Annotated in this window: 20 protein-coding genes; 11 read left to right on the forward strand and 9 right to left on the reverse strand. The window is 45.9% G+C overall.

What is annotated here, in order from left to right; translation table 11 throughout:
- Positions 1-224 precede the first annotated feature (224 nt).
- The 4 genes from hslR to R7O13_RS13150 all read left to right on the forward strand — a co-directional run bounded on the left by hslR (position 225) and on the right by R7O13_RS13150 (position 5,791).
- On the forward strand, positions 225-611 hold the full coding sequence (gene hslR, locus R7O13_RS13135; protein ID WP_005379292.1) for a ribosome-associated heat shock protein Hsp15: 387 nt from the start codon (positions 225-227) through the stop codon (positions 609-611).
- A gap of 31 nt (positions 612-642) precedes the next feature.
- Positions 643-1,518 carry an Hsp33 family molecular chaperone HslO gene (gene hslO / locus R7O13_RS13140; RefSeq protein WP_031780788.1) on the forward strand — a complete coding sequence of 292 codons (876 nt, stop codon included), beginning with the start codon at positions 643-645 and terminating at the stop codon, positions 1,516-1,518.
- 336 nt (positions 1,519-1,854) lie between these two features.
- Positions 1,855-3,483 (forward strand): phosphoenolpyruvate carboxykinase (ATP), encoded by a 1,629-nt coding sequence (pckA, locus tag R7O13_RS13145; protein WP_017820689.1) that lies wholly within the window; start codon positions 1,855-1,857, stop codon positions 3,481-3,483.
- Between the two features lie 190 nt (positions 3,484-3,673).
- Complete coding sequence (locus R7O13_RS13150) at positions 3,674-5,791, forward strand: AsmA family protein (RefSeq protein WP_318304008.1); 2,118 nt, start codon at positions 3,674-3,676, stop codon at positions 5,789-5,791.
- Here the strand turns inward: R7O13_RS13150 and R7O13_RS13155 are convergent.
- From R7O13_RS13155 to R7O13_RS13165, 3 genes are all read right to left on the reverse strand, one after another.
- Complete coding sequence (locus R7O13_RS13155) at positions 5,777-6,694, reverse strand: bifunctional GNAT family N-acetyltransferase/hotdog fold thioesterase (protein ID WP_318304009.1); 918 nt, start codon at positions 6,692-6,694, stop codon at positions 5,777-5,779. The genes R7O13_RS13150 and R7O13_RS13155 overlap by 15 nt on opposite strands.
- 106 nt (positions 6,695-6,800) lie before the next feature.
- A complete protein-coding gene (dtd, locus tag R7O13_RS13160) occupies positions 6,801-7,235 on the reverse strand; it encodes a D-aminoacyl-tRNA deacylase (protein ID WP_005379282.1) in 435 nt (144 codons plus the stop codon).
- Positions 7,207-8,151 (reverse strand): virulence factor BrkB family protein, encoded by a 945-nt coding sequence (locus R7O13_RS13165; protein ID WP_005379281.1) that lies wholly within the window; start codon positions 8,149-8,151, stop codon positions 7,207-7,209. The genes dtd and R7O13_RS13165 overlap by 29 nt, the downstream gene beginning before the upstream one ends.
- Before the next feature lie 34 nt (positions 8,152-8,185).
- Between R7O13_RS13165 and R7O13_RS13170 the strand changes: the two genes are divergently transcribed.
- Positions 8,186-8,827, forward strand: a complete 642-nt coding sequence (locus R7O13_RS13170; protein WP_005382972.1) for a DUF2959 domain-containing protein — start codon at positions 8,186-8,188, stop codon at positions 8,825-8,827.
- A 31-nt stretch (positions 8,828-8,858) separates the two neighbouring features.
- Here R7O13_RS13170 and R7O13_RS13175 read toward each other — a convergent pair whose 3' ends face one another.
- Positions 8,859-9,401, reverse strand: a complete 543-nt coding sequence (locus R7O13_RS13175) for an AAA family ATPase (RefSeq protein WP_005382971.1) — start codon at positions 9,399-9,401, stop codon at positions 8,859-8,861.
- 72 nt (positions 9,402-9,473) lie between these two features.
- The gene (gene typA / locus R7O13_RS13180; protein WP_005379276.1) at positions 9,474-11,303 is read right to left on the reverse strand and encodes a translational GTPase TypA; all 1,830 of its coding nucleotides are present in this window, start codon (positions 11,301-11,303) and stop codon (positions 9,474-9,476) included.
- 530 nt (positions 11,304-11,833) lie between these two features.
- Between typA and glnA the strand changes: the two genes are divergently transcribed.
- From glnA to add, 6 genes are all read left to right on the forward strand, one after another.
- Entirely contained in the window at positions 11,834-13,243 is a 1,410-nt protein-coding gene (gene glnA, locus R7O13_RS13185; RefSeq protein WP_005379275.1) for a glutamate--ammonia ligase, read from the forward strand.
- Positions 13,244-13,438: 195 nt separating this feature from the next.
- Positions 13,439-14,020, forward strand: a complete 582-nt coding sequence (locus R7O13_RS13190) for a DUF4124 domain-containing protein (RefSeq protein ID WP_017635013.1) — start codon at positions 13,439-13,441, stop codon at positions 14,018-14,020.
- A 132-nt stretch (positions 14,021-14,152) separates the two neighbouring features.
- Positions 14,153-15,199 (forward strand): nitrogen regulation protein NR(II), encoded by a 1,047-nt coding sequence (glnL, locus tag R7O13_RS13195; protein WP_017821940.1) that lies wholly within the window; start codon positions 14,153-14,155, stop codon positions 15,197-15,199.
- A gap of 57 nt (positions 15,200-15,256) precedes the next feature.
- The gene (gene glnG, locus R7O13_RS13200) at positions 15,257-16,660 is read left to right on the forward strand and encodes a nitrogen regulation protein NR(I) (RefSeq protein WP_017821941.1); all 1,404 of its coding nucleotides are present in this window, start codon (positions 15,257-15,259) and stop codon (positions 16,658-16,660) included.
- A gap of 102 nt (positions 16,661-16,762) precedes the next feature.
- Positions 16,763-19,309, forward strand: coding sequence for an EAL domain-containing protein (locus R7O13_RS13205; RefSeq protein WP_064376870.1), 2,547 nt, complete (start codon positions 16,763-16,765; stop codon positions 19,307-19,309).
- A gap of 147 nt (positions 19,310-19,456) precedes the next feature.
- Positions 19,457-20,461 (forward strand): adenosine deaminase, encoded by a 1,005-nt coding sequence (gene add, locus R7O13_RS13210; protein ID WP_256895989.1) that lies wholly within the window; start codon positions 19,457-19,459, stop codon positions 20,459-20,461.
- 68 nt (positions 20,462-20,529) lie between these two features.
- Here add and hemN read toward each other — a convergent pair whose 3' ends face one another.
- The 4 genes from hemN to R7O13_RS13230 all read right to left on the reverse strand — a co-directional run bounded on the left by hemN (position 20,530) and on the right by R7O13_RS13230 (position 23,782).
- A complete protein-coding gene (gene hemN, locus R7O13_RS13215) occupies positions 20,530-21,921 on the reverse strand; it encodes an oxygen-independent coproporphyrinogen III oxidase (RefSeq protein WP_104979917.1) in 1,392 nt (463 codons plus the stop codon).
- A 184-nt stretch (positions 21,922-22,105) separates the two neighbouring features.
- A complete protein-coding gene (locus R7O13_RS13220) occupies positions 22,106-22,594 on the reverse strand; it encodes a DUF2489 domain-containing protein (RefSeq protein WP_005379254.1) in 489 nt (162 codons plus the stop codon).
- A 7-nt stretch (positions 22,595-22,601) separates the two neighbouring features.
- On the reverse strand, positions 22,602-23,144 hold the full coding sequence (gene yihI, locus R7O13_RS13225; protein WP_005379252.1) for a Der GTPase-activating protein YihI: 543 nt from the start codon (positions 23,142-23,144) through the stop codon (positions 22,602-22,604).
- Positions 23,144-23,782, reverse strand: a complete 639-nt coding sequence (locus R7O13_RS13230) for a class I SAM-dependent methyltransferase (RefSeq protein WP_005379250.1) — start codon at positions 23,780-23,782, stop codon at positions 23,144-23,146. The genes yihI and R7O13_RS13230 overlap by 1 nt, the downstream gene beginning before the upstream one ends.
- Positions 23,783-24,513: the final 731 nt, after the last annotated feature.

A 24,513-nucleotide genomic window follows, 5' to 3' on the forward strand; every position in this document is an offset into this window, starting at 1 on the left:
CATTTAAGCTATAACGATAGCTATCGACTTTAAATTGCTAAATTTGCAATAAAATTATTACTCAACAAAGAGCAGTGAACTATATCACAAGTTGTCTTTCATACCTTTTTCTTATGCAGTTTTTGCCAACTCCCTTGAAAAAAATACGCCTTGACTCCATCTGTAGGTGAATAATCCATCACTCATTGCCGTATTCGGGCAGTGATTAGATAGCGTAGTGTTCTATGAGTTCCCTAAATGAAGCCGTTAGGCTAGATAAATGGCTATGGGCCGCAAGATTTTACAAAACCCGCTCCATCGCGCGTAACATGGTCGATGGCGGTAAAGTCCACTATAATGGCCAACGAAGCAAGCCGAGTAAAATCGTTGAAGTGGGCGCTGAAGTAAGACTTCGTCAAGGCAACGAAGAAAAAATCGTGATCATCGAACAAATCTCAGATCAACGCCGAGGCGCTCCCATCGCACAAACCTTATATCGCGAAACTAATGAAAGTATAGCGAAACGTGAGGAACACGCGACTCAACGTAAGCTTAATGCCCACAACCCAAGTCCGGAACGCCGCCCAGATAAAAAGCAGCGCCGAGACATCATTAAGTTCAAACACCAATAAAAGCCGGAATTACCAACGAGGAAAGCACTCCATGGCAAATAATGTTTTAAACCGCTACCTATTCGAAGATCTTTCAGTACGTGGCGAGTTGGTACAATTAGATGAAGCGTACCAACGTGTTATCTCCAGCAAGGAATATCCGGCAGCAATAGAGAAACTGCTGGGTGAGCTACTCGTTTCAACTACTCTTTTAACTGCCACTCTTAAGTTCGAAGGTTCGATCACCATCCAGCTACAAGGCGACGGTCCTGTGTCTCTTGCCGTTATCAACGGTGACCATAACCAACGTGTTCGTGGCGTAGCTCGCTGGGAAGGCGATATTGCCGATGACGCAAACATTCACGATCTAATGGGTAAGGGCTACCTTGTGATCACTATCGAACCGAAAAACGGCGAGCGTTACCAAGGTGTCGTTGGATTAGAAGGTGACACTTTAGCAGAAGTGCTAGAAGGCTACTTTGCAAACTCAGAGCAGTTAAAAACGCGCCTATGGATCCGCACTGGTGAGCATGAGGGCAAAGCACACGCAGCAGGTATGTTGATTCAAGTGATCCCTGACGGCACTGGCTCTCCAGATGATTTCGAACATCTAGAGCAGCTCACTGATACAGTAAAAGATGAAGAATTGTTTGGTTTAGAAGCGAACGAGTTATTGTATCGACTATATAACCAAGACAAAGTACGTCTGTACGAGCCGCAACCTGTCGAGTTCCATTGTGGCTGTTCTCGTGAGCGTAGCGGTGCCGCAATCATCACCGTTGAGAAAGCTGAAATTTATGACATTTTGGCAGAAGTTGGATCAGTTTCTTTACATTGTGATTACTGTGGCACAACTTATACGTTCGACGAATCTGAAGTCACTGAACTGTATGCACAAGCTTCTACGGACAAGAAAACCCTGCATTAATTTACATAGCTTATCAAGCACGTAATTTACCCTACAAAAGGCCAGCTTAATGCTGGCCTTTTTGTGATCAACCCCTCGTAATAACTAACCTCAAGCGTAATAAAACAACTGCTTAATTTTAAACAATTAATAATGATTTTGCCCTAGCGCAAAGGATTGCGTGCACGATAGACTATTCCCACCAATATGTGACGGGTTACCTAAAACCTTATTGAAATCATGGGTAAATTTTGAGCTATCTCCCTGTTTTCTCCCCGCCCCGTTGCTAGCATGGTGAGCAGATTAAAATTAAAACATTCTTACAAAATCCCTACAAAATCCTTATAAGGAGCACCTATGACCGTTATGGAACATACTAAGGCTGCAACACTTGATCTAACCAAGCACGGACTGCATAACGTAAAAGAGGTTATTCGCAACCCAAGCTACGAAATGTTGTTTGAGGAAGAAACGCGTGAAGACCTAACCGGTTATGAGCGCGGCGTGGTTACTGAACTAGGTGCGGTTGCCGTTGACACTGGCATCTTTACTGGTCGCTCACCAAAAGATAAATACATCGTCAAAGACGCTACGACAGAAGAACATATGTGGTGGACGTCTGATCAAGTGAAAAATGATAACAAGCCAATCACTCCTGAAGTGTGGGACGAGCTAAAAGAACTGGTCACAAACCAGCTTTCTAACAAACGCTTGTTTGTTGTTGACGGTTACTGTGGTGCAAACCCAGATACACGTTTGAGCATTCGTGTTATCACAGAAGTCGCATGGCAAGCGCACTTCGTTAAAAACATGTTTATTCGCCCGACAGAAGAAGAGTTAGCGACATTTGAACCAGACTTCGTAGTAATGAATGGCGCAAAATGCACTAATCCAAAATGGGAAGAGCAAGGCCTGAACTCAGAAAACTTCACCGTATTTAACCTAACTGAGCGCATGCAACTTATCGGTGGTACTTGGTACGGCGGTGAAATGAAGAAAGGTATGTTCGCCATGATGAACTACTTCCTTCCACTAAAAGACATCGCATCAATGCACTGTAGCGCTAACATGGGCAAAGATGGCGATGTAGCGGTATTCTTCGGTCTATCTGGTACGGGTAAAACGACCCTGTCGACTGATCCTAAACGTGCGCTAATTGGTGATGATGAGCACGGCTGGGATGATGACGGTGTCTTCAACTTCGAAGGTGGTTGTTACGCAAAAACCATCAAACTTTCGAAAGAAGCGGAGCCGGACATCTACAACGCAATTCGTCGTGATGCACTGCTAGAAAACGTAACAGTACGTGGCGATGGCTCTATCGACTTTGATGATGGTTCGAAAACAGAAAACACACGTGTTTCTTACCCTATCTACCATATCGATAATATCGTTAAGCCAGTATCAAAAGGCGGTCACGCGAATAAAGTGATCTTCCTATCAGCCGATGCATTTGGCGTACTGCCTCCAGTATCTAAATTGACACCTGAGCAAACTAAGTACCACTTCCTGTCTGGCTTTACCGCCAAACTAGCGGGAACAGAGCGCGGTATTACTGAGCCAACACCAACTTTCTCTGCTTGTTTCGGCGCGGCGTTCCTAACACTTCACCCAACTAAATACGCAGAAGTACTGGTTAAACGCATGGAAGCAGCAGGCGCTGAGGCTTACCTAGTGAACACAGGTTGGAACGGCACTGGCAAACGTATCTCGATTCAAGATACGCGCGGAATTATTGATGCCATTCTTGATGGTTCGATTGAAGATGCACCAACTAAGCACATTCCTATCTTCAATCTTGAAGTACCGACTTCACTACCAGGTGTGGATCCTAGCATTCTAGACCCTCGCGACACGTACGTTGACCCACTTCAGTGGGAAAGCAAAGCGAAAGATTTAGCAGCGCGCTTTATCAATAACTTTGATAAATACACAGACAACGCTGAAGGTAAATCCCTGGTTGCGGCTGGTCCTCAGATTGATTAAATCGAGTAACAGCGACGTCGCGTAAACGCAGTGAAAAGTTGGCATTAACTTATCACCTTTACGTAGGCCAAGTTACAAAAATTGCTTCAAGCCCCTCTTTTGAGGGGCTTTTTATTGAATACCACAGAATATTGATACAAGCTAAAGCCTATCTAGTTTTATTTCATAACACACGTAGGTTCTAGCAAAGATGAAAACAGCGCGTCGAGTTCTACTTCTGTTATTGGTTATCTTAGTTGCCATTCCAGCCGCTACGATTGCGCTGCTAACAACATCTTACGCGGACGCAACCTGGCGCTTGCTGTCAAACACCTTTTCTCTTCCCTTCCGGGCCGGAAGCGTGGGTTATGGCTTTCCCTATCACCTAACTTTACAACGCGTGAACACCAGCGGAGACGATGCGTCTTACATCGAGCAAGTCGATTTATGGATGAATCCCGATGTTTATCGCGATGGTAAATGGATCGTTGATAGTTTATTGATTGATGGTATGAGCTTGCAGTATGGCGCACCAAAGCTCCCACCTTTAGACAACGTTTTATTCCATCAAATCGCGCTCAAAAATATTGATTACGCCGACGAGCAGTTCTCTGCCAATGGCATTGATCTTCAAATTCAATCACCACAATGGAATGGTCAATTAATACCATATGGCGAAGTTCAACTTGCAGCTGACCAACTCTATTGGAATGGCGAAGCCTTTAATCAAGTCTTAGTCGATATAGACTACAAACCGCAAGACAGTACGCTTTATGGCACCTCTTTTAACTGGCGTAACAGTCAAATATCTGGGCAAGGGGAGCAGTATCCTCAAGGCTGGTCTTTAGTAAATGTGACCATCAACAAGCTGAAACTGAGTAATACGCAGCGCCAATCACTGCTTGCAAAACCTTGGCACGATCTACCATTCAACATTAATCATATTAATAGCTTAGATTTGCTTAACGCCGATATTGAATGGGGCGACTGGCACTGGCAGAACTTGGATCTTTCTGTGGAAAACGCCACACTGCCACTGTCTCTCTGGAAGACAAAAGCTCAAGTGTCATTGCAGGCGGATAGCGTTCGATTCCAGCAGCAAACCGCAATAGAGCCACGTTTGAGTGCCGCTATCGAGCCAGGAGTAATCCAGCTCAACGAGCTCAGCTTAGATTGGCAGCAAGGTCGAGTGCAAGTTTCTGGATTGTTCACGCCAACACAATGGAAGCTCAAAGAAGCCTCTATTCAAGGCCTCAAGTGGGCAACACAGCCAGAAGACAACCTAAATTGGTGGCACGCCGCCACCAGCGAGTTAGAGCATGTTGCAATCGAACGACTCGACATTGAGCGCAGCCAAATTATCCAGCTATCTCACGAACCTTATTGGCAACTTTCCGGTTTAAATATCGAAGGGCAACAGCTTGATATTAAACAGTCGGCTCAACGTTGGGGCCTTTGGCAAGGCGAATTGGAAGTCAGCGTTGTCAACGCTAGCTATGACCAAATACTCACGTCTCACGCAGCACTTGCCATGCAAAGCAAAGATGGCTTTTGGCAATTGACTCGCCTTTTTGCGCCACTCGAGCAAGGCTACGTAGAAGGCATCGGACAAATAGATTTGAGTACCCCGAGCCAACCTTGGGCGCTCAACGTCAATGCTGATGGTATTCCCTTATCGCTCTTCCACGATTATTTTTTACCCGACACACTGGCTATTGATGGTTTTTCCGATCTTAGCCTCGATCTACAAGGGTTATCAGGTGATCGCAACATGCTGGCCTACAGCTTATCGGGTGAAGTGGAAGCCAATCTCCGAGATACCCGCTTGAATTCCCAAGCGGATCATTGGCTCAAAGCCATTACCTTAAGTCCACTGCGTTTAAGCGCGCAACGAGGGGAAGTTGCCATAAAGCCGGTCACAATTTCAGGAAAAGCCATAAATGGTAAGGTTTGGGGAACATTTGATATGGCCAACAACCCGCTAAGTGGCATTACTTATCAATTGGAAGAGTCGTGCGGAAACATTGAAGGCGATCTACTAAGTGGTGAAACCCACCGTAATGAGTGCGTGAACGCATCAAAACTGGCCGAGCCTACTGATATTGAGACTCCACAGAAAAATGAACCTTCCATCGAGCAACCAATCGTGATTGATAACATCAATTTGGAGACTCAAGAGGAAGAGCTTTACGAAGAAGTTATCGAAGAAGATGAAGTACCCGACACGAATTCCGCAGCAGAACAAACCCTCTCACCGACAGAGCAAGAAGGTGAAACAGATAAGCGCCCAGCAGATCAGTCGGCGCTTACCCCATCAGCAACTGAGTAACTGCGAGTAGTTCGGTATCAGCATATAGGTACCGACAAAATCCACAGCTGGCGTGTCACCACTATAAATCTCTACGTGAATAACGATGCGTGCTTTGCGTCCCGACTCCAATCGGTCTAGGTCACCACTGATCCCATCCAACGAAGTACTCGCCACGGGGTTTTGTTCGACTGGTTGACGATAACGAATCGAGCTGTCGGCCAACACAATATCACCGTGCAGCCCACGCTCTTTAAGCAGCAGCCACGTCATCCCCCACCCTGTCAGGGTTGCTAAGGTAAAAGCTGACCCAGCGAACATGGTGTTATGCGGGTTAAGGTTAGGATTAAGCTGCGCACAGCATTCAAACTGGTAACCCGTGTACTGGTTAATTTTGATCCCCATTTTGTCGCTAATTGGGATTTGTTGCTCCCATCGCTGTTGAAGCTCAGTACACCATTCAGGGCGACGTAACACATTGGCCATCGGATCCAGTTGCTTCACCATTTGCTGATGGCGCACAGGGCCACGCTCATCGGTTAGCTCGCCTCGACGCTCAAAGCCATTTTTTTCATAAAAGGCGATGGCATCTTCACGAGCATTACACACCAAGCGTTTCGCTCCTTCTTGGCGCGCTAACGACTCTAGTGCAACCAAAACCAGCGACCCCATTCCTTTGCTACGGCGATTATTTTTAACCGCCATATAGCGGATCTGGCCATCATTATCCGGCGTAATGTATAAACGGCCAATCGCCATAGGACGACCTCGACCATCAACAATCATGCGGTGATGGCTCATTTCGTCGTATTCATCGCGCTCTGAGCCGATCGGCATACGCCATGGCTCACGAAGCAGTTGCCAGCGAAACTGATAATACTTGTTTATCTGATTATCGGTTTTGGGAGTAATGAGTTTGAACATATCAATCCTTTGAAAGCACAACACTAATCAGTGTCGGAAAAATTACTCCAAGCCAATTCCATGAGCTTGGAGTTAAAGCTTAGACTATGGCGCCTGTGTTACCAGATTAGACCTGCAACCAAAACGTCACTGGACCGTCATTCACCAAGGACACTTTCATATCGGCAGCGAAGCGGCCACGCTGTGTGGGTAAAACTTCTTCACACAAGTCAGAAAAGTAATCATACAAGCGCTCTGCATCCACAGGATGCGCACCGCGAGAAAAGCCAGCTCGCGTGCCTTTTTTTGTATCCGCAGGCAGCGTAAATTGAGAAACCACCAGCACTTTACCTTCCACCTGTTTAACGTTCAGGTTCATCTTGCCTTCGTCATCTTCGAACACACGGTAGGTTGTAACACGCTCCATTAAACGCTTTGCTTTAGCTTCATCGTCGTCCTTCTCTACGCCCAATAAGACCAGCAGACCACGATCAATTTCTCCTACGACTTCACCATCCACGCGGACGGCCGCTTCACTGACTCGTTGAATTAGCGCTATCACTACTCTCGCTTCCTTCATCTGTTAACTGAGATTCAGCGGTCGAGTGTATCATGTCTAAATCTTCACTCCAGTGCTCTCGCTCACCAAGCGCAGCCGTAACTTCCGCCCCCAATAACACGATCATCCAGCATAAATACACCCAAACAAATAAGATAGGAATCGCCGCTAACGCGCCGTAGATGAGCTGATAAGACGGAAACTGAGTGATGTAAAGCGCAAAGCCTTTTTTACTCAACTCGAACAGTATCGCGGCGACTGCTGCCCCCATGGCACCATGAGCGAGGTGTACTTTTTTATTCGGCACTAGAATATACAAGCCAAGAAAAGCAAAAAAGGACAGCAACAACGGTAGCCAACGCAGAAATAAATTAAACGCACCAGATAATGTCTCGTTCTCTAAAATTTGCAGCGAAGTCACGTACGACGTCGCCGCAATACTCGCACCGACCATGATCGGCCCTAACGTGAGTACCATCCAATACATAGAGAATGAAAAGACTAAACGGCGCTTGTCTTTAACTCGCCAAATGTAGTTTAAGTTCTTATCAATGTTGGAAATCAGCATGACCGCTGCGATGAATAAAAACCCACCGCCAACCGCGCTCATTTTGCCCGTATTCGCCACAAATTCCTGTAATGCCGTATGTACAGCTTCTCCAGAAGCCGGCACAAAATTCTCAATAATGTAGCCTTGCAGCACCTCACCAACGTTCGCAAAAACGGGAAATTTCGACAATATTGATAACAATACCGTCAGCATTGGCACGATGGATAACAAGGTAATGTAGGCAAGATAGCCCGCGTTCACATTCACACGGTCATGCGTTAATCGCTTAAGAAGATACTTAAAAAACGCGACGCAACTTGGCAGTAGATTGATTAATCTCGCCTTGTAACTCTCTGATAACTGGTTCATAGTTCATCCCATAATTAGCGCCGAGGACATAAGAATGCCTTATTTATTAGCAATTGTACTATCAATTTTCACTTTAACAGGGTGTCAATCTGCTTATTACTCAGCAATGGAGCAGGTTGGGTATCATAAACGAGATATTATGGTCGACCGCGTCGAAGATGCCAAAGAATCTCAACAAGATGCACAAGAAGAATTCACCAGTGCACTTGAAGCCTTGTCTGCGATCACCAACTTTGATGGTGGTGAGCTAGAAAATGTCTACAACAACATCAATGACAAATACGAAGATAGCGAAAAAGCGGCTCAAGACGTACGTGACCGTATTGCTGCGATTGAAGACGTATCCGGCGCACTGTTTGATGAGTGGCAAGATGAGCTAGAGCTGTACTCGAGTGCGAAACTGCGTCGTTCAAGCGAGCAAAAACTACGTGAAACCAAAGCCTCGTACAAAACCATGCTTAGCGCTATGAAGCGTGCAGAGAAAAAGATGACACCGGTACTGGATACGCTACGTGACAACACGTTGTACTTAAAACACAACCTTAACGCCAGTGCGATTGGTTCTTTGCAAGGTGAGTTCTCTAGCTTAGAGAAAGACATCCAGTTTGCGATCAAACAAATGAACGAAGCGATTGCAGAGTCCGATAAATTCCTACAAAAGCTCAATCAAAAGTAAATGATTTAGACCTCCTCCTAGTGAGGAGGTTTTAGTCGGCGACCTTACCGAGTAAACCGATGACTCTTCGAACAAAGCCTACTCTCTCTGGCACAGTTCCCCATGGTACTTCTATCACTTCATAACCCAACTCAGTATAGACACTCACTAACGACTGATGAATCTCCAATGCTTCTTCAAAGCTGTGCGGACGCACTTCATCTTGTACGTAAATGGATGCTTCAGGTCGACAAGTAAACACCTGACTATGGTACCCAGCACTTTCGGTTAAGAAAGCTTGGTCAACCTTACAGCCGCCCACTTGCAGGTATGCAATGATGTCGGGGATGGCGCGATCAACAAACGCAACATCATGACAACGCGCATCACTCTTTTGTTTGTCCATCAACCCAAGGCATAACTTGGCAAACTCAGGTAAATTCGTCCACGGCAAAATACCATTTTCTAACTGGCTTTGCTGCTCAATCAAATCACGAGATCCTTCAGGAAACGTGGCGTAACCACACGCGTCTAGCGCATTCAGCAGTGTTGTTTTTCCCGCACCAGGCCCACCGGTGATAATAATCGGGTTCATATTCAACTCCAGAAAACAAAAAGCCCCGAGCATAACTCGAGGCTTCTTCTTAATTGAATCGCTTAACGAAAATTATTTCGCGCCACGAGAAGCACGCTTACGGTCGCTTTCCGTTAGGAACTTCTTACGGATACGGATGCTTTCAGGCGTTACTTCTACTAGCTCATCGTCATCGATGAATTCTAGTGCTTGCTCAAGAGTCATCTTGATTGGCGGAGTAAGAACCTGTGCGTCATCGGTACCAGATGCACGAACGTTGGTTAGCTGCTTACCTTTCAGTGCGTTTACCGTTAGGTCGTTGTCACGGCTGTGAATACCGATAACCATACCTTCGTAAACTTCAACACCGTGACCGATAAATAGACGACCACGCTCTTGAAGGTTGAACAGTGCGTTAGTTAGCGCTTTACCCATCGCGTTCGCGATTAGTACACCGTTTACACGTTGACCGATGTTACCGCCTTTGTGCGGGCCGTAGTGATCAAACGTATGGTAAAGAAGACCTGAACCTGAAGTCAGTGTCATGAATTCCGTTTGGAAACCGATCAGACCACGTGATGGCATAACGAAGTCCATACGCACACGACCTTTACCGTCTGGAGACATGTCTTTCAGCTCACCTTTACGTAGGCCGATGTTCTCCATGATGCCGCCTTGGTGCTCTTCCATTACGTCGATAGTTACCGTTTCGAACGGTTCCATCAACTGACCATCTTCTTCTTTGATGATTACTTCTGGACGAGATACTGCTAGCTCAAAGCCTTCACGACGCATGTTTTCGATCAGGATAGAAAGGTGAAGTTCACCACGACCTGATACGCGGAATTTATCTGGATCGTCTGTTTGCTCAACGCGTAGTGCAACGTTGTGTACCAATTCCTTCTCAAGACGCTCAAGGATGTTACGTGACGTTACGAACTTACCTTCTTTACCCGCGAATGGAGACGTGTTTACTTGGAACGTCATCGTTACTGTTGGTTCATCAACAGACAATGGTGGTAATGCTTCTACTGCGTTTTGTGCACAGATAGTGTCAGAAATTTTCAGCTCGCCAAGACCAGTGATTGCGATGATATCACCCGCGTTAGCTTGTTCCACTTCGTGACGCTCTAGGCCAAGGTAGCCCATTACTGTACCCACTTTACCGTTGCGAGTTTTACCGTCAGCACCAATAATGGTTACCTGCTGGTTTGGTTTAACGCTACCACGAGTTACGCGAGCCACGCCGATAACACCAACGTAAGAGCTGTAGTCTAGCTGAGAAACTTGCATCTGTAGTGGACCATCAAGGTCAACATTTGGCGCGTCAACAACATCAACGATAGTTTGGAATAATGGTTCCATGTTCTCGCCAGTTTCGCCTTCTTCTAGAGAAGCCCAACCGTTAAGTGCTGATGCGTAAACTACTTTAAAGTCTAGCTGGTCATCAGTTGCACCTAGGTTGTCGAATAGATCGAACACTTGGTCCATAACCCAATCAGGACGTGCACCAGGGCGGTCAATCTTGTTGATTACAACGATTGGTTTTAGACCGTGAGCAAACGCTTTTTGTGTTACGAAACGCGTTTGAGGCATTGGACCATCAACAGCGTCAACGATAAGTAGTACAGAGTCTACCATCGACATGATACGCTCAACTTCACCACCGAAGTCCGCGTGTCCCGGAGTATCTACGATGTTGATACGGTAATCGTTCCAGTCGATTGCTGTGTTTTTAGCAAGAATGGTAATACCGCGCTCTTTCTCGATGTCGTTCGAGTCCATGACTCGCTCTTCAGCTTCACCGCGAGACTCAAGCGTGCCTGATTGTTGTAGCAGCTTGTCAACCAACGTCGTTTTACCGTGGTCAACGTGCGCGATGATCGCGATATTTCTTAATTTATCAATCTGTGGAGTAGCCATGGATATTGATTCACTTAGATAGATGAAATGCCCCCACGCTGAGAACGGGTGCTCTCTGGCGACATTTGCTGATTAAAAAAACGGCCATAATGTACCAGATTTTAGCAAAAAGCCTAGAAATATGTGATCTACTCCCGAGCATTTCTGCGATTTTTACGCTTAATGCCCATTTTCTTCCTCAGAACGAATTGATTAAACGCAACTTTATTCTAATCGATGCATAATTCAAATTGACTCTTGCTCAAAAAATGGGCTGAATACGCAATGTACCTGTCACATTATGGTGCAACAATGATTTTTGGCACCATAATAGTGCAAGCAAAGATCATTTTGGTGCAAGCAAGTGCACCAAACTAGCATTCAAAAACACAATTGCTTGAAATTAATGGAATATTTTTTTTGGCACGGTTTTGGCTTTAGTTAAAACAGCATCGATTAATGAAAAGTCAAATTGATTAATCAATGCCAGGTTTCATGAATAATTCATAAATCGAGCTTTTACCGCTTATTAACACTGGAGGTTATCCAAGATGTCAGTAGAAAACGTTCTATCGCTGATCCAAGAAAACGAAGTTAAGTTTGTTGACCTACGCTTCACTGATACAAAAGGTAAAGAGCAGCACATTTCGATCCCTGCTCACCAAATCGACGCAGACTTCTTCGAAGAAGGTAAAATGTTCGATGGTTCATCAGTTGCTGGCTGGAAAGGTATCAACGAATCAGACATGGTAATGATGCCTGACGCATCTTCTGCTGTGCTTGACCCATTCACGGAAGACGCAACACTAAATATCCGTTGTGACATCTTAGAGCCTGCAACAATGCAAGGCTACGACCGTGACCCACGCTCTATCGCAAAACGCGCTGAAGACTTCATGCGTTCTACAGGTGTTGCAGATACTGTACTTATCGGTCCTGAGCCAGAATTCTTCCTATTTGATGACGTGAAGTTCTCGACAGACATGTCAGGCTCTTTCTTCAAGATCGACGATGTAGAAGCAGCATGGAACACAGGTTCTGACTACGAAGAAGGTAACAAAGGTCACCGTCCAGGCGTTAAAGGTGGTTACTTCCCAGTAGCTCCAGTAGATTCATCTCAAGACATCCGTTCTGCTATGTGTCTAGTAATGGAAGAGATGGGTCTTGTTGTTGAAGCGCACCACCACGAAGTGGCAACGGCGGGTCAAAACGAAATCGCAACTCGTTTCAACACGCTAACAACCAAAGCTGACGAAATCCAAATCTACAAGTACGTTGTACACAACGTTGCTCACGCGTTTGGTAAAACAGCGACGTTTATGCCTAAACCACTTGTTGGCGACAACGGCAGCGGTATGCACGTTCACCAGTCTCTAGCAAAAGATGGCGTAAACCTATTTGCTGGTGACAAGTACGGCGGTCTATCTGAAATGGCGCTTTACTACATCGGTGGTATCATCAAACACGCTCGTGCAATCAACGCATTCGCTAACCCATCAACAAACTCGTACAAACGTCTTGTACCAGGCTTCGAAGCACCAGTAATGCTAGCTTACTCAGCGCGTAACCGCTCTGCTTCAATCCGTATCCCAGTGGTACCAAGCCCGAAAGCACGTCGTATCGAAGTTCGTTTCGGTGACCCAGCGGCGAACCCATACCTATGTTTCGCAGCAATGCTTATGGCTGGTCTTGACGGTATCAAGAATAAGATCCACCCAGGCGAAGCGATGGATAAAGACCTTTACGATCTTCCAGCTGAAGAAGCAGCAGAAATCCCAACTGTTGCATACTCACTAAAAGACGCGCTAGCAGAGCTAGATGCTGATCGTGAGTTCTTAACAGCGGGCGGCGTATTCTCTGACGACTTCATCGATTCATACATCGACCTTAAGTCTCAGGACGTAGAGCGTGTGAACATGACAACTCACCCTGTTGAGTTCGAACTTTACTACTCTGTGTAAGGTCGACACTGTGTAAAATGTAAACACAGCAATAAAATATTAGGCTCGCCTCGCAGGCGGGCCTTTTTTGTATTCGCCACTCAAGCTTCGACGTTTAACATGAGGGGATAATAAAAATACACTTAGAATTTTTCCTTACAGGTCAAAGAGCTAAGCCATTGAAACGTGAAATCATCGAACAAGAGAAGGTGAGCAATGAAAGTTCAGCTTATTCCATCACTGTGTGCACTCAGCGGATTGTTAATCGCCTCTATCGCCTTCGCGCAGGTCGCGTATACGTGGGTAGATGAAAATGGCGTGGTTCACTTTAGCGATACGCCAAACAAAGGAGCAAAAGCGATCGCACTGCCAAACCTTGAAGCCAGCGCACCAGCTCCTGAGGTAGAAAGTACTGAATCGCTCGCACCTCAGACTACGCCATCTACTGCATCACAAAACAAGCCAGATAAAACAACCGAGAAGCCTCTCCCATTACAACTCTCGATGCTGGCTCCCAAGCACAACGAGACCATCCGCAGCAATCGAGGCATCATCAATATTCAATTAGAAACCAATCGCAAGCTTGGTATCGGTGAGCAATTGCAATTGTTACTCGATGGAAAACCTTATGGTGCACCACAAAACCATATAGTGTGGCAGTTAAACAATATTGACCGAGGCACTCACACACTTGCTGTGCACGCGAAAAGAAGCGGCAAGCTTATTGCATCTACTAGCCCTATAACGGTGCATTTACATAGAGCAAGTGTTAAGCCGACCGTAAAAGGGGCAAAATAGAATATCTGGTGAAAAAAATCACATCACAGCGATGCTTTTCACTTTTTCTTCTAAGATTTATTCGCCATACTTAACGTTCAATTGCACCATTATTGTGCATCGCACAATCTTAAAGCAAAACAAGGACGTAATGTGGATACCAGTCTTCCTAGTGCCATTCTCAACAATATGGTGACAGCAACGCTGATTCTTGATGATGGATTGGCCATCCGTTATGCCAATCCGGCTGCCGAATTGCTGTTTTCTCAAAGCGCCAAACGAATTATTGAACAATCACTTTCTCAATTGATTCAGCATGCGTCGCTGGATCTCGCGCTGCTCACTCAACCGTTGCAAAGTGGCCAAAGCATCACCGACAGTGACGTCACTTTCGTTGTTGATGGCCGCCCTTTAATGCTAGAGGTGACGGTTAGCCCTATCACTTGGCAAAAGCAGTTGATGCTTCTGGTCGAGATGCGCAAAATTGATCAGCAGCGCCGACTCTCTCAAGAACTGAACCAACACGCCCAACAACAAGCAGCGAAGCTGTTAGTCCGAGGGCTTGCACATGAGATTAAAAATCCGCTTGGCGGCTTACGCGGTGCGGCGCAATTGCTAGAAAAAATGCTGCCAGAGCCCTCTCTCACCGAATATACACACATCATCATTGAGCAAGCAGACCGTTTAAGGGCGCTCGTGGATCGATTACTAGGACCGCAAAAGCCAGGTAAGAAGACACAAGAGAATCTGCACCAAATTCTTGAAAAGGTTCGCCAACTGGTTGAATTAGAGTCACAACGCTCAATCATCATTGAACGAGATTATGACCCAAGCTTGCCAGAGATTTTGATGGATACAGACCAAATCGAGCAGGCAATGCTTAATATCGTCAGCAACGCCGCACAAATTCTTAGCCATCAAGAACACGGGAAAATAACCATTCGCACCAGAACGGTGCATCAAGCCAATATTCACGGCAAACGCTGTAAACTCGCTGCTCGTGTCGAAATCACAGACAACGGTCCAGGTATTCCACCGGAACTACAAGACACGCTGTTCTATCCCATGGTCAGTGGCCGCGAGGGAGGAACTGGATTAGGGCTATCTATTTCGCAAAATTTGATCGACCAGCACAATGGAAAAATAGACGTAGAAAGCTGGCCTGGTCACACAACATTTACTATTTATCTGCCGATCTGATTGCGCTAATGGACTTCAAGTCGCGTCAGTTTTTCGGTTTGCTGCAAGGATTACTACATGAGTAAAGGATATGTTTGGGTCGTTGATGACGACAGTTCAATTCGCTGGGTAATGGAGAAAACGCTCTCCTCTGCCAACATCAAATGTGAAACCTATGCCGATGGAGAAAGCGTGTTAATGGCGCTCGAACGCGAAGTGCCGGATGTTCTAGTATCAGACATTCGCATGCCAGGTATTGATGGGTTGGAGCTACTAAAACAAGTACAGCGCGATTACCCAGACCTTCCCGTGATTATCATGACCGCGCACTCAGATTTAGATGCAGCAGTGAATGCGTACCAAAAAGGTGCTTTTGAATATTTACCAAAACCTTTTGATATTGATGAAACTTTAACTCTGGTTGAACGAGCCATTGCACACAGCCACGAAAACAAACGCGAGCAGCTCTCTCCAGAAGACATTCCAGCAGAAACGCCTGAAATTATCGGTGAAGCACCAGCGATGCAAGAGGTGTTTCGCGCCATTGGTCGTCTTTCTCGCTCCTCTATTTCAGTCTTGATTAACGGTGAATCGGGCACGGGTAAAGAACTCGTTGCTCATGCACTGCACCGTCACAGTCCACGTGCTAACAAACCTTTCATTGCGCTCAATATGGCGGCGATTCCCAAAGACTTGATTGAATCAGAACTGTTTGGCCACGAAAAAGGCGCGTTTACGGGGGCAAACAATGTTCGTCAAGGACGATTCGAACAAGCCAATGGCGGCACTCTATTTTTAGACGAAATCGGCGACATGCCATTGGACATTCAAACTCGTTTACTACGCGTTCTAGCTGACGGGCAGTTTTATCGAGTGGGCGGTCACTCTCCGATCAGTGTCGATGTACGAATTGTCGCGGCAACACACCAGAACTTAGAAAAGCTGGTGCAAGAAGGTGACTTCCGTGAGGACCTATTTCATCGCTTAAACGTGATTCGCGTTCAGATCCCGGCACTGCGTGAGCGTAAGCAAGACATTGAAAAGCTTACACAGCATTTTCTTATCCGTGCGGCTGATGAGCTTGGTGTGGAAACAAAAACTCTCCACCCGTCGACTGTAGAGATTCTTAACCGCCTTGATTGGCCTGGCAACGTGCGTCAATTAGAGAATATTTGCCGTTGGTTAACCGTTATGGCCAGTGGTAGCGAGGTGTTACCAAATGACTTGCCAAGCGAACTACTAGAAGAGAAAAAATCCATTTCAGACTCTGCACATGGTAGTTGGCAAGAACAATTGGCGGATTGGGCACGGCATTCACTCGCAGCAGGAGATAAAGAACTACTTTCTTACGCTTTACCAGAATTTGAACGCATTTTATTAGAAGCAGCCTTAGAGCACACTAAAGGTCATAAGCAAGATGCCGCTAAAGTATTAGGCTGGGGGCGAAATACACTCACCAGAAAATTAAAAGAATTGTACTGACAATCACTTACGTGGTGCGTTAACAACGAGCGTCGTTTGTCACTCGATATTAATAAAAACATCAGTACAATTGTGGCGCACCACCATCTATGTGATTAGGCGATGTCTACTGCTACGACTCAAATTACACTGCGTACTGCTGTTCTGATTCCATTTGTCATGATCTTCTTACTGGCGATCGGTGTCATTGTCTACGTCCAAAAACAAAGTTACGAAGAAGTGGTCACGGATATCAGTGACAAGCAACTTTCCGTGTTAACCGAAAGTGTCCACGACCACCTCAATAGCTATCTACGTAAGCCTTTTACTGCGGTTATGGCTCTCGCGCACAACGTCAGCTATCACAACCTTTATCGCCCTCACGATACCTCAGACATTCAAAACTACCTGCTAAGTGCATTCAAAAATCTTTACCAATCGATACCGCAGTTGGATGTAATCGCATTTGGTTCAGAAAACGGCGACTTTGCAGGCTTTCGCCGCGAACTTTCCGACGATTACACCTTAATGGTGCAAGATCGCCACACCGATGGTGATCTGGTTATTTATGGAACCAACCATGTGAGTAACAACATTCGAACGGTTATCTCCCAATACGATCCTCGCACTCGCCCATGGTATAAGCCCGTTGCAGAGAGCCAAAACGCCACTTGGTCTGAAATTTATACCAATGCTGATGAACGCCAGGATATTACGCTATCAGCCATGACGCCGGTGTACAAACACGACCAATTTGCTGGTGTTTTGGTGACAGACATTCGTATCAATACATTCAACGAATTCCTGCGCGAGTTAAAATACAACACTAAAGCGTCGGTCTACATCATGGACCCAGATCATCGTTTAATCGCTCACTCAGGCCCGGGAAGCGTCATCTCATGGGGCACAAAATTTTCGGATAAAGGGCAGCGTTTGCTTGCCGCAGAAAACGCAGACCCGATCATCAAAATCAGTGCGAGCCGCGTCCGGTCTTTCGATCTCAACAACACCAAGCAACCTTATACTTTTTCATTTGAACATGATGGCCAACGTATTTTCAGTCGGCTAACCCCGTATCGAGACCAAGATGGCTTAACATGGTTTATTGGCACCTCCATTTCGGAGTCCGAGCTTCTCGGCCTGTTACCGAAAAGCCAGCAAGAGAGCTGGCTCGTTGGCATTATTGTAAGCCTATTTGGGATCGCCATCAGTTGGATCATTTTCAACCGAGTTACCAGACCAATTAACGCAACGGCCGCCGCCGCTCAGCACCTGGCAAATGGGGATTGGGATAGCGGCATGCCAAAGCCTGGTTATGTGTATGAGACAACCGTACTGGTCCATGCTTTTAATGAAATGGCGAACAATCTAAGAGCGTCATTCAAAGCATTGCGTGAACAGTTGGTTTATGACTCTCTGACACGCTTATATAGTCGTCAGGGTTTGGTCGAAATCTGTGAAAATCAGTCTCATCTTTGTCACGGCAGTTTATTTTTACTTGGCATCAACAAATTTAGAGATATCAACGACAGTGTGGGTCATCACAACGGCGACCAGTTGTTGGTCAGCATCGCTAAAAGGTTAAAACAGCAGTTTCGTGACAACGCATTATTGGCTCGGATTGGTGGTGACGAATTCGCGGTGTTTCTCTCAAATGTCGACACGGAAACCAAAATTAAACAAACCGAGCGTCGATTACAGCAACTCTTTTCCACCCCATTTATGGTGGAAGGCGAGAATGTAGTGATGAAGATTTCACTTGGTATTGTACAAACCCAGCCAAACGAAACCATGCCTTTATGGTTACGCAACGCCAGCATCGCATTAAGTTACGCCAAACAAGACTCACTGACTGGTGTTTGTCACTACAGCCCAGAACTAGCGAGCGCTTCAAAGTTTCGTACACAAATGCTGACCAAGATCCAAACTGGCATTGAAAACCGAGAGTTTATTCCTCATTACCAACCGATTGTGGATCTCGACAGTGGCACAGTGTGTGGCGCCGAAGCACTTGCGCGTTGGCATAGCGACTCAGGTATGGTGTCACCATTAGATTTTATCCCAATCGCGGAAGAAAGCGGCATGATCAAAGCCATCGGCCAACAGATTCTGTTACAAGCTTGTCGCGACACTTACCAAGCGATCGAAAGCAAACAGTGGCCGTCGGACTTCCAACTGCATGTGAATATCTCCGTTAATCAACTATCTTGCCCAAGTTTTGTTGATACGGTGACAAGCGTATTGGATATCACGAAATTACCAGCAAGTAACCTCACACTAGAGATCACAGAATCACGTATCATTGATAGCGCACCGACCACACTAGAAAATATGACTAAACTGCGTGAAATGGGTATTGGTATCGCGATAGATGACTTTGGCACCGGCTACTCATCACTGGGTTACCTCCACTCTCTGCCGTTTACCTGCTTGAAGATTGATCGCACCTTCATCAATCAACTCACACAAGAAAACTTAAACAGTTCAGTCGTCGCTGCCGTCATCAATATCACAGCAGGTCTCAAAACTAATGTCGTCGCGGAAGGTGTCGAGGATAGCAATCAAGCACAATTACTGCGCTCTTTAGGCTGTAATCAGGTGCAAGGCTTCTACTACAGCCGCCCTATGCCACTAGAAGAATGGCCAACACATTTGGTGAACATGAAGTAGAAAAGAGCGAGAATCGTTGATTTCCTAGTCATCCTCTACTGACAATCTACCCAACTGTTATTTATACTTAACTGCAAATCTTACCCATGTATTGTCACAGATGATGTTTGGGCCCTGTTCCAGTTCATAACTATCCGGATCGACAAAATGATAACGAAGAACCTTCCTCTTACTGATTTGCACCGTCACCTCGACGGTAACATTCGTACTAAAACGATTCTTGAGCTAGGCCAAAAGTTTGGCATTGCCCTACCAGCGTACGATATTGAGTCTCTCACTCCTCACGTTCAAATTGTCGAAGCGGAACCCTCTCTTGTTGCTTTCCTTTCTAAGCTCGACTGGGGTGTTGCTGTACTGGGCGATTTAGATGCGTGTCGTCGTGTCGCGTACGAAAACGTAGAAGACGCGCTAAACGCACAAATCGATTACGCAGAGCTGCGTTTCTCTCCTTACTACATGGCGATGAAACACAAACTACCAGTAACGGGGGTTGTTGAAGCCGTCGTGGACGGTGTGCAAGCGGGTATGCGCGATTTTGGCGTGAAAGCCAACCTGATCGGTATCATGAGTCGCACATTTGGCACTGACGCATGTCAACAAGAACTGGACGGCATTCTGAGCCAGAAAGATCACATCGTTGCCGTCGACCTTGCGGGTGACGAGCTAGGCCAACCGGGTGATCGCTTTGTGTCTCACTTCAAGCAAGTACGCGATGCTGGCCTTGGGGTAACGGTCCATGCTGGTGAAGCAGCAGGTGCAGAGAGCATGTGGCAAGCAATCAATGAGCTGGGCGCAACTCGTATCGGTCACGGCGTAAAAGCGATTCACGATCCAAAACTGATGGATTACCTAGCAGAAAACCGCATTGGTATTGAATCTTGCCTGACGTCAAACTACCAAACAAGTACGGTAGAAACGCTAGAAAACCACCCTCTCAAGCAGTTCCTAGAGCATGGCATTCTTGCGTGTCTGAACACTGACGATCCAGCGGTTGAAGGTATCGAACTGCCATACGAATACGAAGTAGCGGCACCAGCCGCTGGTCTGAGCCAAGACCAGATTCGCCAAGCGCAAATTAATGGCCTTGAGATTGCATTCCTTTCAGAAGCAGAAAAAGCGGAACTGAAAGAAAAAGTAAAAGATCGCGCTTAAATCCAGCGAAAACATAAAAAATGCTAGCATCTGCTGGCATTTTTTATATCTTGAATCTGTATCTCTGATTAAATCACACGAGAGAACTGTTGCTGACGTGCCTTCGCTCGTAGGTATTTATCGAAGCTCATACAAATATTACGGATCAGCAAACGACCTCGCAGCGTCACACGAATTTCATTGTCATCCACTTCCACCAGCTCATCGTTGATGAAGGTCTGAAGTAGCTGTAAGTCTTCTTTAAAGTACTGATCAAACTTCACTTTAAACTCAGACTCAATGGCTTTCTTGTCTAACTTGAAGTTACAAATCAGCTGCTTAATCACTTCACGACGGAGCAAATCATCGGAGTCCAGAGAGACCCCTTTCCATAGAGCGTGACGAAGTTCGTTGACTTGAGCGTAGTATTTCTTCAGCTCTTTCTGGTTTTGCGCGTACGCATCGCCGATCATCGAGATTGCAGAAACACCAAAGCCAACCAAGTCACATTCACCTTGTGTGGTGTAGCCTTGGAAATTGCGATGCAAAATACCTTCGCGCTGGGCAACAGCAAGTTCATCGTCCGGCAAAGCAAAGTGGTCCATACCGATAAATTGGTAGCCAGCATCAGTCAGTGTCGCGATGGTGTCTTGCAGAATCGCCATCTTCTCTTCTGCCTTTGGCAGGTCTTCGTCTTTAATCTTACGCTGCGCTGCAAATAACTGTGGCATGTGCGCGTAGTTAAACACGGATAGACGGCCCGGCTGCATCTCTAGCACTTGTTCTAGAGTCTTGGCAAAAGATTCTTTGGTCTGCTTCGGTAAACCGTAAATTAAATCTAGGTTCGTCGAACGAAAGCCTAACTCTTTTGCGCGCGCAACCATCGCAACGATGAACTCTTCATCTTGCTCACGATTCACCAGCTTTTGCACTTCTTTGTTGAAGTCCTGAACACCGATGCTCAAGCGATTGAAGCCTTCACTACGCAGATGATCCAGCATGGTCAGCTCTATTTCACGCGGGTCAACCTCGATACTGATTTCAGCATCGCTGCTAAAAGTAAACTCTTGGCGTAGCAGGCTCATTACACGCGTGATTTGCTTTTCAGAGAGAAACGTCGGTGTACCACCACCAAAATGCAATTGCGTCACGGTGCGACCCACAAGTAATGCAGCACGTTGACGAATTTCGTGTTCAAGCACGTCGAGGTATTCATCCGCTTTGTGCGAGTGGCGCGTAATGACTTTATTACATCCACAGTAGTAACAAAGCTTGTGACAGAACGGAATGTGTACGTACAGCGATAATGGGCGTTCTGGGTATTGAGTGCATGCCATATCATAATCAGAAATGGTGAACGCTTCATGAAACTCCAGCGCCGTTGGGTACGACGTATAACGAGGCCCGGAATAGTTGTACTTATCCAATACCGCTTGATCCCAGACGATTTGCTGTTTCGATTCAGTGTGTTGATTCGACATGGTGGTACTTTCCGTTAAATGCTAGGGCAACGAAAGCCGTCACCCGATATTCAGAGCCGCTATTTTGCCATACGACGATGACAAGCGTGGCAACGCCGACTGGCTTTTTAAGTATAAAACTAAAGAAGTGCTAGCGTGATCACGATACCCCCATTAGCCATAAGGAGACTATTGGAGGTCGCGCTTAAATCATCTGAATATTGATTTGATTATTCAGTGGCTGGACGTTTTTCTGCAACACTTTGAGCTCCTCAATAATCGCATCAGTGAGGCGGCTTTCCGCTTTATGACGCGTCAAGTTCTGTTGCATACGCTCTTTCTTGGCAAGTTGTTGGCGTTCTTCGCCACGCGCCATATCTTTCACGATGTGGTAAAGCTCAGAAATCGCAGGGTACGTTTTATCGAAATCAACGCGGTCTTCACCTTGTACATAATCCATGATGTTATACACACGGATACTGATTTCAGATAAATCGCACTGGCCTTGAATGCCCGCCTGACACAAGGTATGCACATTCTCAAAAATGTTGGCGTTACGTTTGTCTATCGCCAATTTTTGATGCTTCAGCTGCAATTCCTTTTGCTTTTTCAATTGAAGCAGAAGGTAACCTGCATAAGAAGCGAGTGCGATGATAATCACAACACCAGCAATAGCTAATAAGGTTACATTCATAGCTTAATTATCCTTTATAGTCGTCGAAATTAATGTCGTCGAAATCTGCCAGCAAGTCATCATCGTTGCGCGTGCTTTTCTCAGCAGGTGCAGTGAAGTCTTCCTCTTCTTCAGGTTCCAACAAACCTAGTTGGTCCATTAGCTTCTCAATGCGATCGAGTTTCTCATCGACGAATTTCTGTAGACCTGTGCCCAGGTTTTCACCCGCTTCAATACGGTCTAGCAACACGTTCAATTGCGCGTCATTTTCTAGCATCTCTAGTTCTTGCTCTGCCGACAAACGACGCTCTTGCTTCGTCATTTTCTTCGCAGGTTCAACAATCAGAGGTATTTTCTTTTTGCTGCCTAAGCGCGGGTCGCGATTTTGTGCAGCAGCTTGCTTTTTCTGCTCGTTAACTTCTGAGTTACGGTTACCCGTTTTCAGACCTTTACGCTTTTTAGCACGCTTGCGTAAGCGGCCTTCCACATCAGATTCTGTACGGTTACGAGTTACAACAAACTCAGGTGCACCAGCGGCACCCGGTTTTCTAGATTTTTTACTACGGCTCATTACTGGGGTTTCCTCAGTAAAATTACATCATTACCAATAAATTCGAGTTCGAGCTTATCCCGCTCTGCTAGGAACTGGAACGTGTCACGACTAAAGAACACTACGTGAGTGAGATCGTTCTTATAATGCCATGATTTGAAAGCCTCCACGTCGATGACCATTTTCGTCATCAGGCCTATCCAGCCCCCTGGCTTAACTAAATTCAACCATTGCTTCCACACCAAATCTGGGTGGTAGAGGTGCTCTATCACCTCTGTTGCTGTCATGAAGTCGTACGTTTTTTCTAAAACCGACGTATCAGGGTGGTAGTAGAGATCGTACAACGCCATGTTGTGCCCCGCCTCTTCCAGCATCAAGGAGAGCGTTGGGCCAGGACCACAACCAAAGTCGATACCATTTGATTGTGGAGAAATTCGCTCAGTGATCGGGTCAGCAATACGCGACAAAAAGCGTCGGTAACCCAAATCATCGGGGTTGTTCTCATGCAAATCATAGTGAGCTTTTTCGCTTTCCGCATCCAAACGTTGGTCTGGATTTACGAATACCAAGCTGCACTGCTCACATTGAAGATATTCACGACGCTTATCTTCAAAATAATGGTGAGTGCGCTGATTTTGGCATAAAGGACAGGTATGCATGCTGACTTCCTCAAACAGGGATGCGAAACATACCAGAAAGTGAACTCGGATTGGAGTGTTGTTGAGTATTTTTTCAGCAATTTTTGTTAAAAAACTTTGTTTACAACCTATAAAGCTAAAGTAAGTGCTGTAATCTCAATTCAAGTTACGACTGAGCAAGTCAACGGATATAAAAAAAGCGACAGTCAGACTGTCGCTTTCTAAGTGCCATCAATTGGCGAAACTGTGTTGCACACATTTGGTGCACCAATGATCCCTTTGTTTTTAGAGCTTTCCCTGCCAAAAAGAGTTGTTTTTCATCTTCCTGATGAGTTTTGGCTATCCGTTTACTTCCTGTCTACTGAGCAACTTCCTGTGCCTGATCCGTTTCACTGTCTTAACCGTCAGACGAGATGACCATCCTTATCTGATAGGCTCCCTACCTATCTAAATCCCTTTCTAAATCACCAAGCATCCGAGCTACATCCTTGGAGACCTAAACCGTGGTCTTAAATCCTTACATTCACTCCCTGTGAACGACTTCTACTTTACGCCATCCCGTTATGCTCACAAGTAATGGGTTGAAAAAATAATCCGCCTATTTTTCTAAAAAATCAAAATTATCATTTAATCAAAAACTTAAAAACACTAACAAGAAAAAGCCAACATCAAGTATGGCAAATGTCTCACAAACTGCCGAGCCAACTATCGCTTTCGTATCCAAACTCGACTGTGATATCTGTCACGAACAA

The sequence above is a fragment of the Vibrio sp. Y176 genome (genome assembly GCF_033438945.1).

Excerpts from the sequence above, each read along its gene's own strand:
- pckA (WP_017820689.1), top strand. The coding sequence starts at position 1,855 with ATGACCGTTATGGAACATACTAAGGCTGCAACACTTGATCTAACCAAG.
- R7O13_RS13165 (WP_005379281.1), bottom strand. The coding sequence starts at position 8,151 with ATGAACCAGTTATCAGAGAGTTACAAGGCGAGATTAATCAATCTACTG.
- R7O13_RS13170 (WP_005382972.1), top strand. The coding sequence starts at position 8,186 with ATGCCTTATTTATTAGCAATTGTACTATCAATTTTCACTTTAACAGGG.
- R7O13_RS13175 (WP_005382971.1), bottom strand. The coding sequence starts at position 9,401 with ATGAACCCGATTATTATCACCGGTGGGCCTGGTGCGGGAAAAACAACA.
- glnA (WP_005379275.1), top strand. The coding sequence starts at position 11,834 with ATGTCAGTAGAAAACGTTCTATCGCTGATCCAAGAAAACGAAGTTAAG.
- hslO (WP_031780788.1), top strand. The coding sequence starts at position 643 with ATGGCAAATAATGTTTTAAACCGCTACCTATTCGAAGATCTTTCAGTA.
- R7O13_RS13190 (WP_017635013.1), top strand. The coding sequence starts at position 13,439 with ATGAAAGTTCAGCTTATTCCATCACTGTGTGCACTCAGCGGATTGTTA.
- yihI (WP_005379252.1), bottom strand. The coding sequence starts at position 23,144 with ATGAGCCGTAGTAAAAAATCTAGAAAACCGGGTGCCGCTGGTGCACCT.
- R7O13_RS13220 (WP_005379254.1), bottom strand. The coding sequence starts at position 22,594 with ATGAATGTAACCTTATTAGCTATTGCTGGTGTTGTGATTATCATCGCA.
- typA (WP_005379276.1), bottom strand. The coding sequence starts at position 11,303 with ATGGCTACTCCACAGATTGATAAATTAAGAAATATCGCGATCATCGCG.
- glnG (WP_017821941.1), top strand. The coding sequence starts at position 15,257 with ATGAGTAAAGGATATGTTTGGGTCGTTGATGACGACAGTTCAATTCGC.
- R7O13_RS13205 (WP_064376870.1), top strand. The coding sequence starts at position 16,763 with ATGTCTACTGCTACGACTCAAATTACACTGCGTACTGCTGTTCTGATT.
- R7O13_RS13150 (WP_318304008.1), top strand. The coding sequence starts at position 3,674 with ATGAAAACAGCGCGTCGAGTTCTACTTCTGTTATTGGTTATCTTAGTT.
- R7O13_RS13155 (WP_318304009.1), bottom strand. The coding sequence starts at position 6,694 with ATGTTCAAACTCATTACTCCCAAAACCGATAATCAGATAAACAAGTAT.
- add (WP_256895989.1), top strand. The coding sequence starts at position 19,457 with ATGATAACGAAGAACCTTCCTCTTACTGATTTGCACCGTCACCTCGAC.
- R7O13_RS13230 (WP_005379250.1), bottom strand. The coding sequence starts at position 23,782 with ATGCATACCTGTCCTTTATGCCAAAATCAGCGCACTCACCATTATTTT.
- hslR (WP_005379292.1), top strand. The coding sequence starts at position 225 with ATGAGTTCCCTAAATGAAGCCGTTAGGCTAGATAAATGGCTATGGGCC.
- hemN (WP_104979917.1), bottom strand. The coding sequence starts at position 21,921 with ATGTCGAATCAACACACTGAATCGAAACAGCAAATCGTCTGGGATCAA.